Origin of the sequence: Bacteroides mediterraneensis (assembly GCF_900128455.1) — a bacterium.
GTDB classification, from domain to species: Bacteria; Bacteroidota; Bacteroidia; order Bacteroidales; family Bacteroidaceae; genus Phocaeicola; species Phocaeicola mediterraneensis.
Genome location: NZ_LT635783.1, coordinates 522,298 through 537,341, shown reverse-complemented (window position 1 = coordinate 537,341; position 15,044 = coordinate 522,298). Strand labels below are relative to the sequence as shown.

General features: G+C 50.3%; 8 protein-coding genes. All 8 read right to left on the bottom strand.

Annotated elements, in window-relative coordinates; genetic code table 11:
* Positions 1-56: 56 nt before the first annotated feature.
* The 8 genes from BQ7480_RS02200 to BQ7480_RS02165 all read right to left on the bottom strand — a co-directional run bounded on the left by BQ7480_RS02200 (position 57) and on the right by BQ7480_RS02165 (position 14,844).
* Positions 57-2,087 (bottom strand): hypothetical protein, encoded by a 2,031-nt coding sequence (locus tag BQ7480_RS02200; protein WP_072541540.1) that lies wholly within the window; start codon positions 2,085-2,087, stop codon positions 57-59.
* Positions 2,088-2,091: 4 nt separating this feature from the next.
* Positions 2,092-3,069, bottom strand: a complete 978-nt coding sequence (locus BQ7480_RS02195) for a family 43 glycosylhydrolase (protein ID WP_072541539.1) — start codon at positions 3,067-3,069, stop codon at positions 2,092-2,094.
* A 139-nt stretch (positions 3,070-3,208) separates the two neighbouring features.
* A complete protein-coding gene (locus BQ7480_RS02190) occupies positions 3,209-7,192 on the bottom strand; it encodes a two-component regulator propeller domain-containing protein (RefSeq protein WP_072541538.1) in 3,984 nt (1,327 codons plus the stop codon).
* Positions 7,193-7,226: 34 nt separating this feature from the next.
* Positions 7,227-9,044, bottom strand: a complete 1,818-nt coding sequence (locus tag BQ7480_RS02185) for a glycoside hydrolase family 2 protein (protein ID WP_072541537.1) — start codon at positions 9,042-9,044, stop codon at positions 7,227-7,229.
* Between the two features lie 409 nt (positions 9,045-9,453).
* Positions 9,454-10,344 carry a GIN domain-containing protein gene (locus BQ7480_RS02180; RefSeq protein ID WP_161946425.1) on the bottom strand — a complete coding sequence of 297 codons (891 nt, stop codon included), beginning with the start codon at positions 10,342-10,344 and terminating at the stop codon, positions 9,454-9,456.
* Between the two features lie 48 nt (positions 10,345-10,392).
* A complete protein-coding gene (locus BQ7480_RS02175) occupies positions 10,393-12,768 on the bottom strand; it encodes an ABC transporter permease (protein ID WP_072541535.1) in 2,376 nt (791 codons plus the stop codon).
* A gap of 12 nt (positions 12,769-12,780) precedes the next feature.
* Entirely contained in the window at positions 12,781-13,458 is a 678-nt protein-coding gene (locus BQ7480_RS02170) for an ABC transporter ATP-binding protein (RefSeq protein WP_022352824.1), read from the bottom strand.
* A gap of 186 nt (positions 13,459-13,644) precedes the next feature.
* Positions 13,645-14,844, bottom strand: a complete 1,200-nt coding sequence (locus BQ7480_RS02165; RefSeq protein ID WP_072541534.1) for a THUMP-like domain-containing protein — start codon at positions 14,842-14,844, stop codon at positions 13,645-13,647.
* Positions 14,845-15,044: the final 200 nt, after the last annotated feature.

Sequence of the window (15,044 nt, the reverse complement as noted above, 5' to 3'; positions counted from 1 at the left end):
TTGCACGGCAAGCCATCCTGTTCCATCAAAGGAAATCCCGGAGAATTCCGGTCATTCTATTCCAAAAAACGCTCTGCACGCCCCGGTGACAGCAGCTCCCACAAAGAAGCGACCACCCATCCGGGCGCAAAGATATCATTGTAATACCCTTTTCCATTCTTTCCATAATCCCAGTTGGTATGCTGCACCACTTCGGGATAGAATCCTTTCTTGGCGATTCCACACAAATGGCCCTCGTAGGGCAACAGCTGCCGCATCGACGTACTGATGACATTCGAAAATGCAGTGAAACGAGGCTCATTGAATTCTTTCGCCAGCCAATGCAGCACATCGGCAAAGTCGAAAACGAACACATCAATGTGATTGTTTTCCACCGACACATTTCCCCAACCGCGTGTTTTCAGTCCCAGGTCGCCCAACATCTGTCCTTTGGCGAACGGTACGTCCCAGGTATAATACCACGACAAAGCAAAATAAGCCGCCTCCCTTGCCAGTTCGGCATAATGCGCCTGTTCCTTTCCTTTGGTCACCAAGGCCAGATAGTAAGCTGCCGTAGAAGCATACAAGGAAGCCTCCTTGTCCTCACAGTTCGCATCCAATGTCGAAGAAAAATAATCCGCCTTGGAAATCAGTTCCTTTTCCAGATAGCCGACAGAGTGCTTCGCTGCTTCCAGATAACGTTTATCCTTAAAATACTTATACCCCATCACCAATGGAAGAGTGGCAGACGGAGTGCTTCCTCCGGAAGCATCCACAAGAGAGAAATCATCCTTGAACTTGCGCGGGAAGCTGCCGTCGGAGTGCTGCAGACGCAAAAAGGCATCGAGCATGGTCTTCAGACGTGTTTCCCATTCCGGATGTTTCCGTCCCTGACGTTTTTCGTAATCCAGATAATACAACACCGCATACACGCCTTCCGACTGACGACGGATGCTATGGATGCTTTCCACAAAATTACGCTTGAAATGTACTACCTCGTTGAAAAATCCAGCCGCAGAAAATCCATGCTCCAGATAAGAATCAAAAATCTGGTTGGCATTGGCCACCAAATCCGGACGCTGCTTTTCTTCCCCATATTCCAAGGCATTAAACGCATTCAATAAGGTACGGCCCACAAAACCCACTTCGGCCACATCCAGTTTATCACAGGTGGCCGTCTGCAATTCCACCCCGGAATAGTATTTCGTGACAGCATCGTCCACATAACTCTCCACAAAGAAATTACTCAACACCTCTTTCACAAAGTCGGTCGTATAAGGTGTTTCCACCGGAGCCGGCTTATACAAATCATAGCTGTATTCCCAGGCCTGCTTCACACAATCCGAGAAATCCGTTGCCTCCGTTTCGTGAATTTCCCAGGTCAGCGTCAAAGTCTCTCCTTTCTTCAGAAACTGATAGGCCTCGACCGAGGGAGCCAGCGTCAGCTTACGGATATAGGTTTTAGGAGCCTCCTTATAAGGATAACCGAAAGCCAGTGTTGCCGTACCCCCTACATTCTCAAATCCCGTATAACCGATGGAAGTTCTCCCTGAAAGAATCACCTCTCCCTCCTTGTGTGTAGTCAGGGCTTCCTCTCCAAAGGCTGACAGGCGAGTCACAGAAAGAGATTTCTTATTTTTCTCATCAAAAATCGTCGTCATCGGGGTGCTCAAACGGTCTTCACGCACCACCCAGCTGTCTGAAGTATGGAAGGAAGGGGCCTCTTTGGGCGACCGCAAGTTCCGCCGGTACCAGAAGCCCGGCATGTAGAACAGACAGTCTTCATGGCGTGCATCCGACTTGAGCTGTTCGCTAAAATTAAAATAGACATCCTCCAGGGCCACAATCCATACGTGCACCTGCTTCGTCTGTCCCTCTCCCGTCACATTCTGATACAAGAGGACGGGCAACTTATGATGGCTTGACAACTGATAATCAAACTCACTCTCCGACAACGCATTTAACGTCAGCGGATACTGCACAGCCTTATTCCCCGGCACTTTCAAGGCAATGGAAGCCGACACATTCGACGGCCCATACTCAAAGGCATGTACCCCCAATACTCCCATCCCCAAAGCCATTACTGATAATAATCTTCTTAGGTTCATTGCATTATTCTTTAGTCTTAAAAAATGGTTTTTCCGCAGAAATAGAAGGACTCTGCCCGTCTACCACAGGCCATCCGTCCTTCCAGGAGACCTTATCGAGCATCAGGACCCGTCCGTCGGGATGCTTCACGCTCACCGCATGATACAGAATCCAGTCGTTCCCGGCCTCATCGGTCACGATTTCCGAATTGTGTCCGGTTCCTACAAACTGCGCATTCTTATGAATGAGCACCTCGTGATGATTGTCCAGCATGCCTTCTCCCTTTCTGTTCTCATAAGGGCCCAGCAAGTTTGCAGACCGTCCCACCACCGTCGTATAAGTGCTCTTCAATCCTTCACAGCAGCTTCCAACCGAAGCGAAAAGATAGTAATACCCGTCGCGTTTGTGAATATAAGTTCCTTCGTAAGCGGTTCCTGCCACCTGCTTCGGGGCTGCCCCCTCCTTCACCGCCAAACCGTCTTCGCGCAGTTCCACCGCATAAATACCGCTGAAACTTCCAAAGAACAAATATTTCTGTCCGTCTTCCTCTATGTAAAACGGATCGATGCAGTTTTGCACCTTCATGCCATTGCTCCGAAACATCATGCCGCAGTCCTTGAACGGTCCCTCCGGACGGTCGGCTACCGCACAACCAATGCCGCAAGTCCACTCTCCTCCCCAGACAGACATCGAGTAATACAACACATATTGATTGCCTATCTTGTTGATGTCGGGCGCCCAAAGCCCTCCGTCAGGTTCAAAATCAGGACGCGTGGCATCAGTAAACGCAGTCCCCACGAATTCCCAGTTCACCAAATCCCGGGAACGGTGAATCGGTAGATTACGGATATCCTCCGTGGCATAAAGATAGAAATAACCGTCATCCCCTTTGATAATGGAAGGGTCGGGCAGACTGTAATCAATCACCGGATTGGAATACTTGTCAGCCGCATACAGGCTGGATGAAAGAACGAGCCCCAAGAATAAACACTTGATTTTCATTTGTATCTTAAATTTAAAGTATATACGTGTACTTTTTGATTCCACACAAAGGTAAGCTCCTTCCTCCAAAAACTATCCCACGATACAGCCAGTTCATAGCACAATTCAATCAAAATGCCCGAATTCCTGCCCTACCACCTTATTTTTCACTCAGGAACTCTTTGGGCAGCATACCAAACTGCTTCTGGAAACATTTGGCAAAATAAGAAGGAGTATTAAAGCCAACCATGTAGCACACCTCGTTAATCTTGCAGTTGCCTTCCTTCAAAAGCTGGGCCGCTTTCTTCAAACGCTCAATGCGGATGTAATCATTCGGCGTGACATTCAGGATGCCTTTTATCTTGCGGTTCAGACTGGAACGGCTCATGCAAAGCTGGTCGGCCATGTCCAGCAAACTGAATTCCGGATTCTGCATATTGGCCTGCACCACCTCATTCATTTTTTTCAGGAATTCCTCGTCGGCTTTGGTGATGGCCATGCTGTTTGTCTGTACAAAAGGCGCATGCATGAAAGCTGCCTGCAGCTGTTCGCGATTCTTCAGCAAGTTCTGAATACAGGCCCGGAGAAATTCCATGGAAAAAGGTTTGTCCACGTAGGCATCCGCTCCCATCTGCATGCCTTCAATCTTCGATTGCAGGGTAGTCTTGGCCGTCAAGAGTACCACCGGAATGTGACTGTAATCCAAATCGGACTTGATGACATTGCACAATTCCATTCCATCCATCTCCGGCATCATCACATCCGAAAGTACCAGATTCACGATGGCCTCCTTCAGTACCTTCAAAGCCTCCACCCCGTTGGCAGCCGTCAGCACTTTATAGGTATCCGAGAGCTGCTTCTGCAAAAACCTGCGCATCTCGGCATTGTCTTCCACCACCAGTAAAGTATAGCAGAAAGTGTCGGGTTGTGCAGGCGGCTGCATTTCTTCCGATGCAGGTACAGGCATCTTTTCCTCTTCCCCTTCCGCCTCAGGCAGACTCAAGGCCTGCGCATGCCGTAAAGGAAGCTGAAGCACGAACCGGTTGCAGTCCAGCTCCTTATCCATCCACAATTTTCCACCATGCAATTCGGCCAAGGAACGGGCCAGTGCCAGCCCGATTCCCGTGCCTTGCACTTGTGCATTGCCCTCCCGATATTGCTTGAAGGGCTTAAAAATCTCTTCCCGCTCATTCAGGGGAACCACCGGGCCATCATTTTCCACCGACAACCGTAACCAGTCCTGGCCTTCCTCCACCTGCAGTTTCACCTGAATATAAGTGGCACCGTATTTGATGGCATTGGTAAACAGGTTGCTGACAATCTTCGTAAACCCTTCTTTATCGACCGAAGCATGCAGGTCTGCCGGCATGTCAAGAAGAAACTTCAGGTTCTTCCCGCGCGCCAAGGGTGTAAAGCGTTTATACATCTTCTGCAACAAGCCCGACAGGTCATAATCCATGAAGTTCAGCTTGAAACCATTTGTCTCCGTCTTGCGGAAATCAAGCAACTGGTTGACCAAATCCAGCAGACGGTTGGTGTTCAGGTCCATAATCTCCAAATCATCCTTCACACTTTCATCCAGGTGTGAGGAAGACAACACATTTTCCAAAGGGCTTTTTATCAGGGTCAAGGGAGTACGTATCTCATGAGCCACATTGGTGAAGAAATCAATCTTTGCCGTATACAGCTCACGCTCTTTCTCATACTTCAAGATTTCCATCGCCCGCACATGCTTGCGCTGGTTCCGCCGGTAAAAATAATAGACAGTCAGCAACACCCATCCGACGAGCAATACCCCGTAAATGACATAGGCTACCCACGACAGATAGAAAGGAGGATGTACCTGTATCTTCAAGATACGCTCCTGAGGATTCCACACACCGTCGCTGTTGGCACCTTTCACCCGCAGGGTATAAGTGCCATAAGGCAAATTCGAGTAACTTATTTTTGAGTTTCCCCCTTCCAAGGTGTACCATTCCTTGTCGAAGCCCTCCAACTTATACCTCACCACGTTCGACAAGGGAGCCTGATAACTCAATACCGATGCCCTCAACGAAAACGAATTCTGCCCGGCATTCAGGTCAATCACGTCCGAATACGTAATGCTCTTGGCAAGAGGAGACGACTTTTCACCTACCGGCAAACGCTTGTTCCACAAGAAAAAGTCGGTCAGCACCACCGGAGAGACCTGTTTGTTCTCTCCAAATTCGGACGGATGAAAGACGATAAACCCGTCTACGCTTCCCATGTAGATGGCACCGTCGCGGCCCTTCAATCCAGACTGATAATTAAACTGGTTGCTCAGCAGCCCGTTGGCCGTTGTATAGACATGCTTGCTACCCGTTTCGGGCTGGAAAGCCACCAACCCCTTGTTTGTGCTCAGCCACAACTTTCCGTCGTTGTCTTCCACCATCCTATACACGATGTTGCTGGGGAAACCTTGCGACATGTCATAACGGACAAAGTTGTCCGTCTCCGGACAGAAACGGCAAAAGCCGGCCCCCTGCGTCATGAACCACAGCCGCTTATGGCTGTCCTCAAAGATACTGATAACCTTGTTATAAGGCAAGGAAGCGGTATCTCCCGGCACCCATTGATACTGTTTCCAGTGCTTGCGGGGCAAATCATAGCAAAAAACCCCGTCGGAATAGGTGGCCATCCATAATCTGCCCTGACTGTCTTCCAGAATATCGTACACAAACACGTTCTCCAGCTCCTCAATCCGCAGGAAATCATCGGTCGCACGGTTATAGCGGAGCAGGCCAGAGGTCGTTCCAATCCAGATATCCCCTGTACTGGCCTTGCATATCGAGAAGACATTGTCGGAGTTCAACGTAGTGGGGGCACTTCCCCTGCTGTAATGCGTCAGCGACTTTGTACGCAAATCTATACGGCTCAGTCCGTTGGCAAAGGTTCCCACCCATAAGGTGTTCCCATCCAGGCACAAGCCATGTATGTTATGTCCCAGTTCCGGATGAGAAAAAGGAACAATCTCCCCCTTGGAAGGATTGAAATGAAACAAGCCCTTGTCTTCCGTACCTATCCACAAAGTGCCATCGTCCCCCGCACAAAACTCCCGTACCCGTCGTCCCATGTAGCGCAGGTTCTCCCGCGGATAGTATTTCTCAAAATACGTGTACGGATACGGATAGTAATTCACTCCGCCAAAATAGGAGCCTACCCACATGCCTCCTTCACGGTCTTTACACACGCTGTAAATGGCATTGTCGGAAAGTGCATACCGCTCATCCGTCTCCGGCACGGTCAGATGTACATATTTATCGGTGGTCACCTCGTAGATAAACAATCCCTGTTCCGTACCGACCCACAAGTCCGTATCCGACCGGAAACAAATGCTGCGCACATATTCGTCCAGCAGTTTCCGGACCTTACGAGTCGTCAGGTTTATCTCCATCAACCCCTTGGAAGAACCTACATACAGATTATTATGCAGTCCCTTCGTGCAGGAATTGATGACCATCCCTTTGAAATCTTCTTTTCCATCTGCATCCCGGAATGCCTGAAAAGAGACGTAATCTTCCGAATAGTACAGGTTGTCTTCATAACGGCCCACCCACAGCTTGCCGCCTTCAAACCAGAAATGCGTCACGTTGGCGGTTCCCGGCTCCCCACAGGCAATGCATCGCTTCAGGTGCTTTTTCTGTTTCTCGTAGCAGAACAATCCCTGATTGTCGGCCGAAATCCAGACATTTCCGTGCGCATCGAGGGTAATCCACGTGACCGAACGGGTAATATTTTCATCTCCCGATGCCGTCACCTCGTCCAAGCGCAGGAACGTTTCCCGCACCGGCTGGTAAATATAGACTCCGGCATCGGTACCGACCCATATACATCCCTCGCGGTCCTCGCACAATGCCGTAATAAAATTATTGCCCAATGAAGAGTTCTCCTTCTGGAACACCCGGAACTCTCCGTCGTACAGGTTCAACCCGTCTTTCGTTCCCAACCACATGAAGCCGCGGCGGTCTTGCAAGATGGCATTCACGGTACTCTGTGAAAGCCCGTCGTTGATGCCTAATGTCCGGAAATAATAGGAGGAAGGAGCCGGGAACGCCCCTTCCAATCCACAAAAGAACAATAATGCGGTCAATATACCATATAAAACAGCTTGTTTCCTCCTCATAATGACAAAGGTACATTTTTTTTATTTACCGCCTCTATTTTTCACGCAACGCCCCGCAGAGCTTACGGTTGACGGCATTGACCCGCTTTTCGTCCACTTTGATGACTTTACGGTCGTAGGTCATCAGTCCGTTTACCTCTACCTCCACATCCGTGGTCTGGGTGTACACGGCAGCCGAGAAGCCTCTCGGAATCAAGTTGTACAGTTGTTCCGCGTATTTCACATATTCGTCGGTCACTTCCTTGGAAGAATTGAACTGGATATAGCCCCAGTTGCGGTCGGGTTCCCAGATATGGCCCGGCACTACCCAGCCAATACCTCCATACTCTCCCAGCACCGTAGCCCGCTGCGCATCATACAAGTACAGCTCCGGAGCCGGATAATTGTGCAAATCCAGCATGTCACCGCAGGTGTAGTGGTTTCCTCCGCTGGCCGGATTGACCAGGCGGGTCGGGTCGTATTGCTTCGTCCATTCCACAATCTCCGGCGTCTTAAACTGCCCCCAAGCTTCGTTGAAAGGAATCCAGGTAGCGATACACGGATAGGAGTACAAGGCATCCATGATTTCTTTCCATTCTTTCCGGTAGCAGGCTTCCGATTCGGCACTCCGCTTCATTTCCGTGCCTTCAAAATATTTCCGGTTCTGCCATTCTGGATTACGGTCGCCGCTGGGCATATCCTGCCATACGATGATTCCCATCTGGTCGCAGTAGGTATACCAGCGGGCAGGCTCTACCTTGATGTGCTTACGAATCATATTGAAACCAAAATCTTTTGTCTTCTGGATGTCATAGCGCAAAGCCTCATCCGAAGGAGCGGTATACAGTCCGTCCGGCCACCAGCCCTGGTCCAGCGGACCGAACTGGAACAACGGTCGGTTGTTCAGTTCCAGCCGCACAATCCCGTTCGCATCACGCCGGGAAGAATATTTCCGCATGGCGGCATAGCTGGCTACCTCATCTTTCACCTTTCCACCCTGTTTCAAGGACACCTTCAACGTATAAAGGAAAGGACTGTCCGGCGACCACAGCTTGACCTTCTCGGGCATTTCAATCTGTACACACTCGCCACTGAGGCTCTTTCCCTGTGCCACCAGTTCCTGTCCGTCAAAAACCTTCACCTCTACCTGTCCTTTTGCCGGGGCTTCATTCACCGCCGCCTGCACAAAGAGCAGCGAACGGTCGATATCCGGTGTGATACGCAGGTCTTGAATATAAGATTCACTGACAGGTTCCAGCCAGACCGTCTGCCAGATTCCGGTGACAGGAGTGTACCAGATTCCTTCGGGACGGGACACTTGCTTTCCCCGCGGCTGATAGCCTTGGTCGGTCGGATCCCAGACTCTCACCATGACCGTATTCTTTCCTCCCTGCAAGGCTTCCGTAATGTCGAAAGAGAAAGGAGTAAATCCTCCGGTGTGACTGCCCACTTTCACCTCGTTCACCCACACATCCGTTTTCCAGTCGACCGCACCAAAGTGCAGGAGCACCTTTTTGCCTTTCCACGAAGAAGGAATGTCGAACGAACGGCGATAAATCAATTCCTTTTCCGCACCGACCGTCTTGCCCACTCCCGACAAGGCAGACTCTGCGGCAAAAGGCACCAGAATTTGCCCGTCGAATGTAGCAGGCACATGTTTGCCTCTCTCTACAATGGCATAATCCCACAGTCCATTCAGGTTTTTCCAGTCTTCCCGTTCCATAATGGGACGCGGATATTCCGGCCACACATTCTCGGGCGTCACCTGTTCGGCCCATTGCGTACGGATTTTTCCATCCACCATTTTCCATTGTGCATGCAGCTGCACTGCAAACGCTCCCCAAAGGGCGAGCAATAACCATACATTTTTCATCGATATTATTTTTAAGATGTACAAAAATAGGATATTACCACCGATTCAAATAGAACAATCCTTCCAAAAAATAGGAAATATGTAGCAAAACGCTCCAGATGAGAAAACCTCCCGACACCTATCCGCTTCCGTCCCGAAGTTTTTTATGTTTCCCTTGTGGAAAACGTACGTTTCTCACGGGGGAAACCTACGTTTCACATAAGGAAAACCTACGTTTCCGCCTCGGAAAACCTAAAACGAGGAAAGGGGTTCTCAGCTCATCCCCCTTGCATTCTCATCTCCCTGCTACAAGGTTGCCCGGGGAAACCTTACAGCCTCCTGCTAAAGAGTCCGGACTGCCCCACAAAAAAGGTGAAAGGACCTCACGGACCTTTCACCCCACTTAACTTTAAAAGAGATTTTCTATATTTTATTTTTTATAAATGTGCTTTCCTTCTTTTGTCACTTGCGAAGGGTTACCGGCATACACCAAGTTGCCACTGCCATAGGATTGTGCCGTAAGTTTTTGGGAGGCCCGGCAAGACAAATCGCCGGAACCATGGACGGCTGCATCCACCTCCTCGGCCTTCAGGCTGCCGGCATCCAAATCACCGGAAGCGTTGTCACGAAGCACGGCCTTCAGGCAACGGCCCGATACCAACATATCGCCACTGCCGTTGACCGTACCTTCCAAAGTTTCCTGGCACTGCAGATTGGAGAGGATGAAATCGCCGGACGCATTGACCGCCAAGGCAGCATCGCGGCACACCGCTTTATTGATTTTCATATCGCCGCTGGCATTGATGCGAGCCTGCAACTTCCTGCAGTTGACTTCCTGCACTTCCACGTCTCCACTGGCATTGATATCGGCCTCGAAACTGCCGCACTGCACCGTGGGACATTCAATGTCACCGCTGGCATTCGTCTGGAAACGGATGCTTCCTTCCGTACGCAGTCCTTTAGGAATGGCGATATCGCCGGAAGCCATCGTCGTAAAGCGACTGACAGACGGCGCATATACATCTACCCGGCAACGGTTCTCTCCCTGGATACTGGTTCCATCCTGATAATACACGCTCAGCGCACCTTTCGATTCCTTCAGCACCACGTAGGGCATCACATTGTCGGATGCATAAATTTCCGCATACGGCTGGCCGGAAGTCTGGTGATACACCACATCGATGGAAGAGAGCGTAGACACTTCCTGTATATTCCCGATGGTACGACGTTCCGTCTGATAGTTCTGACTCGGTTGAACGGTATGGGCAGTTCCCATACAGCTGAAACATGCCATGGCATAGGCCAATGTAAGTATATTCATTCCAAATTTCATAAGTCTTTACCTCCAATTATTTTTTACTTCATATTATCATTCTGTTCTTAAATTCTCCATGGGATTGGCCCGGGCAGCTTTCCACACCAGTCCGAAGGCCACCAGCCAGACAATCACGCAGACAAGCAGCATACATCCGGCAAACAGGTACCAGGTGAGGTCGATTTTCACCGCAAACAGTTGCAAGAGCTGTTCGCCGACTTTCCAGGCACACAAGGCCCCAATCACCACAGCCGGAAGGGCAATCTTCAGCAAATCGAGCAGGAAGATTTTCTGCACGTCGGCCATCGAAGCCCCGTGGATGATGCGGATGGCGATTTCCGCCCGGCGGCGTGACACTTCGTCGCGCACATAGGCCACCAGTCCTGTCAGGGCAATAATCAGAATACACAAGCCTGCAAAGAGTACGCTGTTGCGTACGTGCAACACGGCATTGTACAGGTTTCCTATCTCCAGCGACAGGCTGTACACCTTCAGCTGCTGGGAAGCAACCGTTCGGTCGACCACCTGCTGCACTTGCTTCATGGCCTCGGGCGACATCCGGTTCAACGCTACATATAAATAACCCGAAGGTCTATTTCGATAGAACATCACCGTAGGACGCTCGTCATGCTCTTCCAAAACCTGAGAGCCCAAATGAATTTCTTCGTACACCCCGCAAACAATGGCCACAACTCCGTTATCCGAATGTGAGGTAATATATACCGACTTCCCAATAGGGGAACCTGTCCATCCGGCCAGTGTTTTCATGCGTTCCACGAACTGACGGCTCACCATCACCTGCTGCGACAAGGAATCTGTCAGCGTAGGGGTAAACACATTTCCTTCGATGACCGGAATCCGGAAAGCCTTGTGATAATCGGGACCTACATAATACATGTCGGCAATGTTCATGTATTCTTCTCCTGTTTCCGGATTGTACACATTGTTTCCACTGCAATGATCCGACAGGAGCTGGTAGCCCCAGGTAACCGCCTTTACCTCCGGCAGTTTTTTCAGTTCCTGCACACAGCGTTCCCGTTCCACCATCTTGCTGCCCGACAGGTCGGCATACAAGGTGTTCCGGTATTCAAATCCGGGGTTGAAATTCATCAAGGTGTTATACTCCAGGCCGATGACCGTCAGCAGGCAGACAAAGAATGTGGTCAACGCGAACTGCAAGCACAGCAGTCCCAGTTTCCACCTCCGCTTGTTTTCCGTGTAGCGGCGATAAGCGTAGGTCACCGGAATACGGGTATAGAGATACCCCGGCATCACTCCGCAAAGCAGAATCACTCCGGCCGTCACTGCCAGACAGACCCATACGGTAGACAAGGGGAAAAGTGACTCCAGACTGTGTCCGACCTGTTCTTGCAGGAAATCCTGCAAGCCGAAAATAATCAATACGGCCAGAGCCAGACTGATCAGTCCGTGCAGCAACGACTCGGAAAGAATCATCCGGTAAATGTCGCCGCTCCCGGCCCCGTAGCAACGGTAAGTGGCAATGGCCTTGGCACGGCTCACCATGGACGAAACCACCAGCAGGATATAGTTCAGTACAGCTACCAGCAACATGATAATCGCAAAACTCAGAAACACGATGTTCATGATGCGGTTGTAATCGGACGAAGTGAATATTTCGGCTACGGGGCGGAGAGTAAGATCATACTCATTTCCCGCACGCTCCATTGCCTCCGTCACATGATTCGCTTCCAGCATGCGGTCCATACCTTCCTTCAAGTCATCTGGAGTGCTCCCTTTCCGCAGACGGACATAGGTCTTGTAACGGTCATTTCCCAGCCAGTTGTTCGTTCCATCGTAAGACACCTGCCCGATGGTCGGCAGGGCAATGAGCACATCCATCTGTGGCAGATGGGTATTCTCGGGAAAAGCCTCGAACACCCCGACCACGGTCACATGGAACTCAGGGTATTGTTTCCACGACAAGGTTTTCCCGATAATCTGTTCGCCTGCCACCTCCAGCAGTTTGGAAGAGATATACGCATTGTTGGCCTTTTCCAACCCCGTATAAGGCTCCTCGCCCATCAGCAGTTTCCGCGGGAAGACCCGGAAGAAGGTACTATCGCAGAAATAAGCCTGCCCATCCAGTTCTTTATGGTCTTCCGTCGTCAGCGTCATCGACCCAATCCCCGTAAAACGGGTGGCCACCTCCACCGCCGGGCAATAGCGCTGCAACCCCGGTCCGATGGCACCGGGAGTCTGCGTGAACTCCTTCCAGTCGACGCCTTTCTGTTTGTAGCGTTCTTCCACCCGGTAGGTTTCTTTCAACCCCGGCAGAAAATTATCATACGACCGTTCGAAAATGACCTCCGCCAGCATGACCAGGCCGATGGCCAGTCCCACGCTCAGGCAGACAATCTTGACCACATTGGCCTCTCCTTTTCGAAACAGTCCTTTCAATGCACGTTTCATAAAGCACCGTTTTTACATTTCCGCAATAGAAGCCACAATCTGGCCATCGAACAGGTTGATGACACGTCCGGCAAAACCTGCGTCACGCTGGCTGTGTGTCACCATCACAATGGTGGTTCCTTCCTTATTCAGTTCGGTCAGCAGTTCCATCACTTCCTGTCCGTTCTTGGAGTCCAAGTTACCGGTCGGCTCGTCGGCCAGGATAATCTTCGGTCCGGAAACCACGGCACGGGCAATGGCCACACGCTGTTGCTGACCACCGGAGAGCTGTTGCGGATAGTGCTTTGCACGGTGGCTGATGTTCATCCGCTGCATGATTTCATTCACCCGGCGTTTCCGTTCTTCAGAAGGCACCTTCAGGTACGTCAACGGAAGTTCGATGTTCTCAAACACGTTCAACTCGTCAATCAGGTTGAAGCTCTGGAACACGAAACCGATGTTTCCCTTGCGCACATTGGTACGGTCTTTTTCTTTCAGGCTGCCCACTTCCTTTCCGTCGAGGAAATAGCTTCCCGAAGTCGGATTGTCCAGCAGCCCCATAATATTCAATAAGGTAGACTTTCCGCATCCGGAAGGTCCCATGATAGCTACAAATTCCTTGTCTCTTACCTCCAAACTTACTTTATTCAGTGCCAGTGTCTCTACTTCCGTGGTACGGAACGTTTTTGTCAGGTTTTCAATCTTAATCATAATTTTATCGTTTTATAGGATTCATATTTTCATTTTGGAATTTTATTTTCCACTAAATCCTATACAAAGTCCGTGCCAATCTTTTAAATAGCTGATTATCAACAAACAATAAAACGCCTATAAAAAACGGGTGTCTAAAAATTAGACACCCGCTGTATGATTTTTTGACAATTTTCGAGTAGAGGCCTATGCCTTGACGCATTTGATGACCACGTGTCGGTCGCCTTCCAAGGTAGTGGCAAAAAGATACACGTCGCCGCCTTCCTTCAATTTCCATTTTTTCCGGAGTTCCGCCACCGACGCCGGGAAATTACGTACCGTCAGGTTGGCCTTGTCCACTCCTTGCAGCAACTGTTTCAGTTCCTTCTTCCCGAAACCAGACACTTCCAGCACCCGGAAACGGCGTCCCGGAAAGTCGACCAACGTCTCCGACGTATACAAATGACTGTTCACATGCAGTTTCTGGAGACCGAAACGCGCTCCCAACAGGCGGTAAGGTCCTGCTTTCAACAAGGCTGCCCCCGGTTCATAAAGGTAATTCCCCACTTCTTCCGCCAGCGGACAACGGGCTTCTTTCTCCTGTGCATAAGTGAAGACAAACGGTTCCGTCAAAAAGTTATTAACAGCCTGTTCACAACTTATCCACACCTCTTCTGAGGCTTCTGAAGCCGATTTTTCCGGTTTTTGGAGTACTACGAGCAACTCTTTGCACTCGTTATTCACAGCTACTACGTGAATCTGACGGATGTATTTCAACTCCCGCAGCGAAGAAAAAATGTCGAGCATGGGCGAAAGTTTCACCACCACCGTGCGTCCTTTCTCTACCAGCAACGGCTCCAGTTTCTGCACATCCGGTTCACAATCGGCAATGGCTACGGTCTTTCCTCCCTGACTGTCACGACGGGCCGGGTCCAGAAACAGGCAGTCCACCGGTTCCATCTGTCGCAAATAATCCACTCCATCCGCCTCATGCACCGTGACCTGCGGCAAACCGAGCAACGGAAAATTGTGGCGGGCCAGTTCACAGAGCACTTCCTGCCGCTCCACATAATCCACTTTCCGGAAGTTTCGTGCCAGGAAAGAACAGTCTACCCCCAGTCCGCCCGTCAAATCGGCCATCGTATCGCCTTTCAGCCACGAAGCCTTGTAGCGAGCCGTGATTTCCGAAGAGCACTGTTCCATAGACAGGTGGGCCGGATACCGGATGCCCTCGGTCTGCGCCCAAAGGGGCACTTTCTTCTCGGCAATCTGCCAGCCGGCAATCTGCACCACAGCCGCCGCCATATCTACCTGCGGATATTTACGGGCCTGCAAGGCCAAGGTACGCACATCCTCTGTACGATGTGCACGGATAAACTGTAGCGTTTCGGGTGAAAGTTCGGCCATTCTTCTGTATCTTAATAAGAGTCTATACAAGCTGTCGTTTTTCCTGTCGTTCAGATAAAGGCATAAAAAAAGGAGTTCCGCTGAACTCCAACCTTTGTTAACCTTAAATCTAATACTATGAAAAACACGATGCAAAGGTACGGACTTTCTGGAATTATGCAAGTATTGTGCACGTTTACGCATGTTTTATAACATAGATT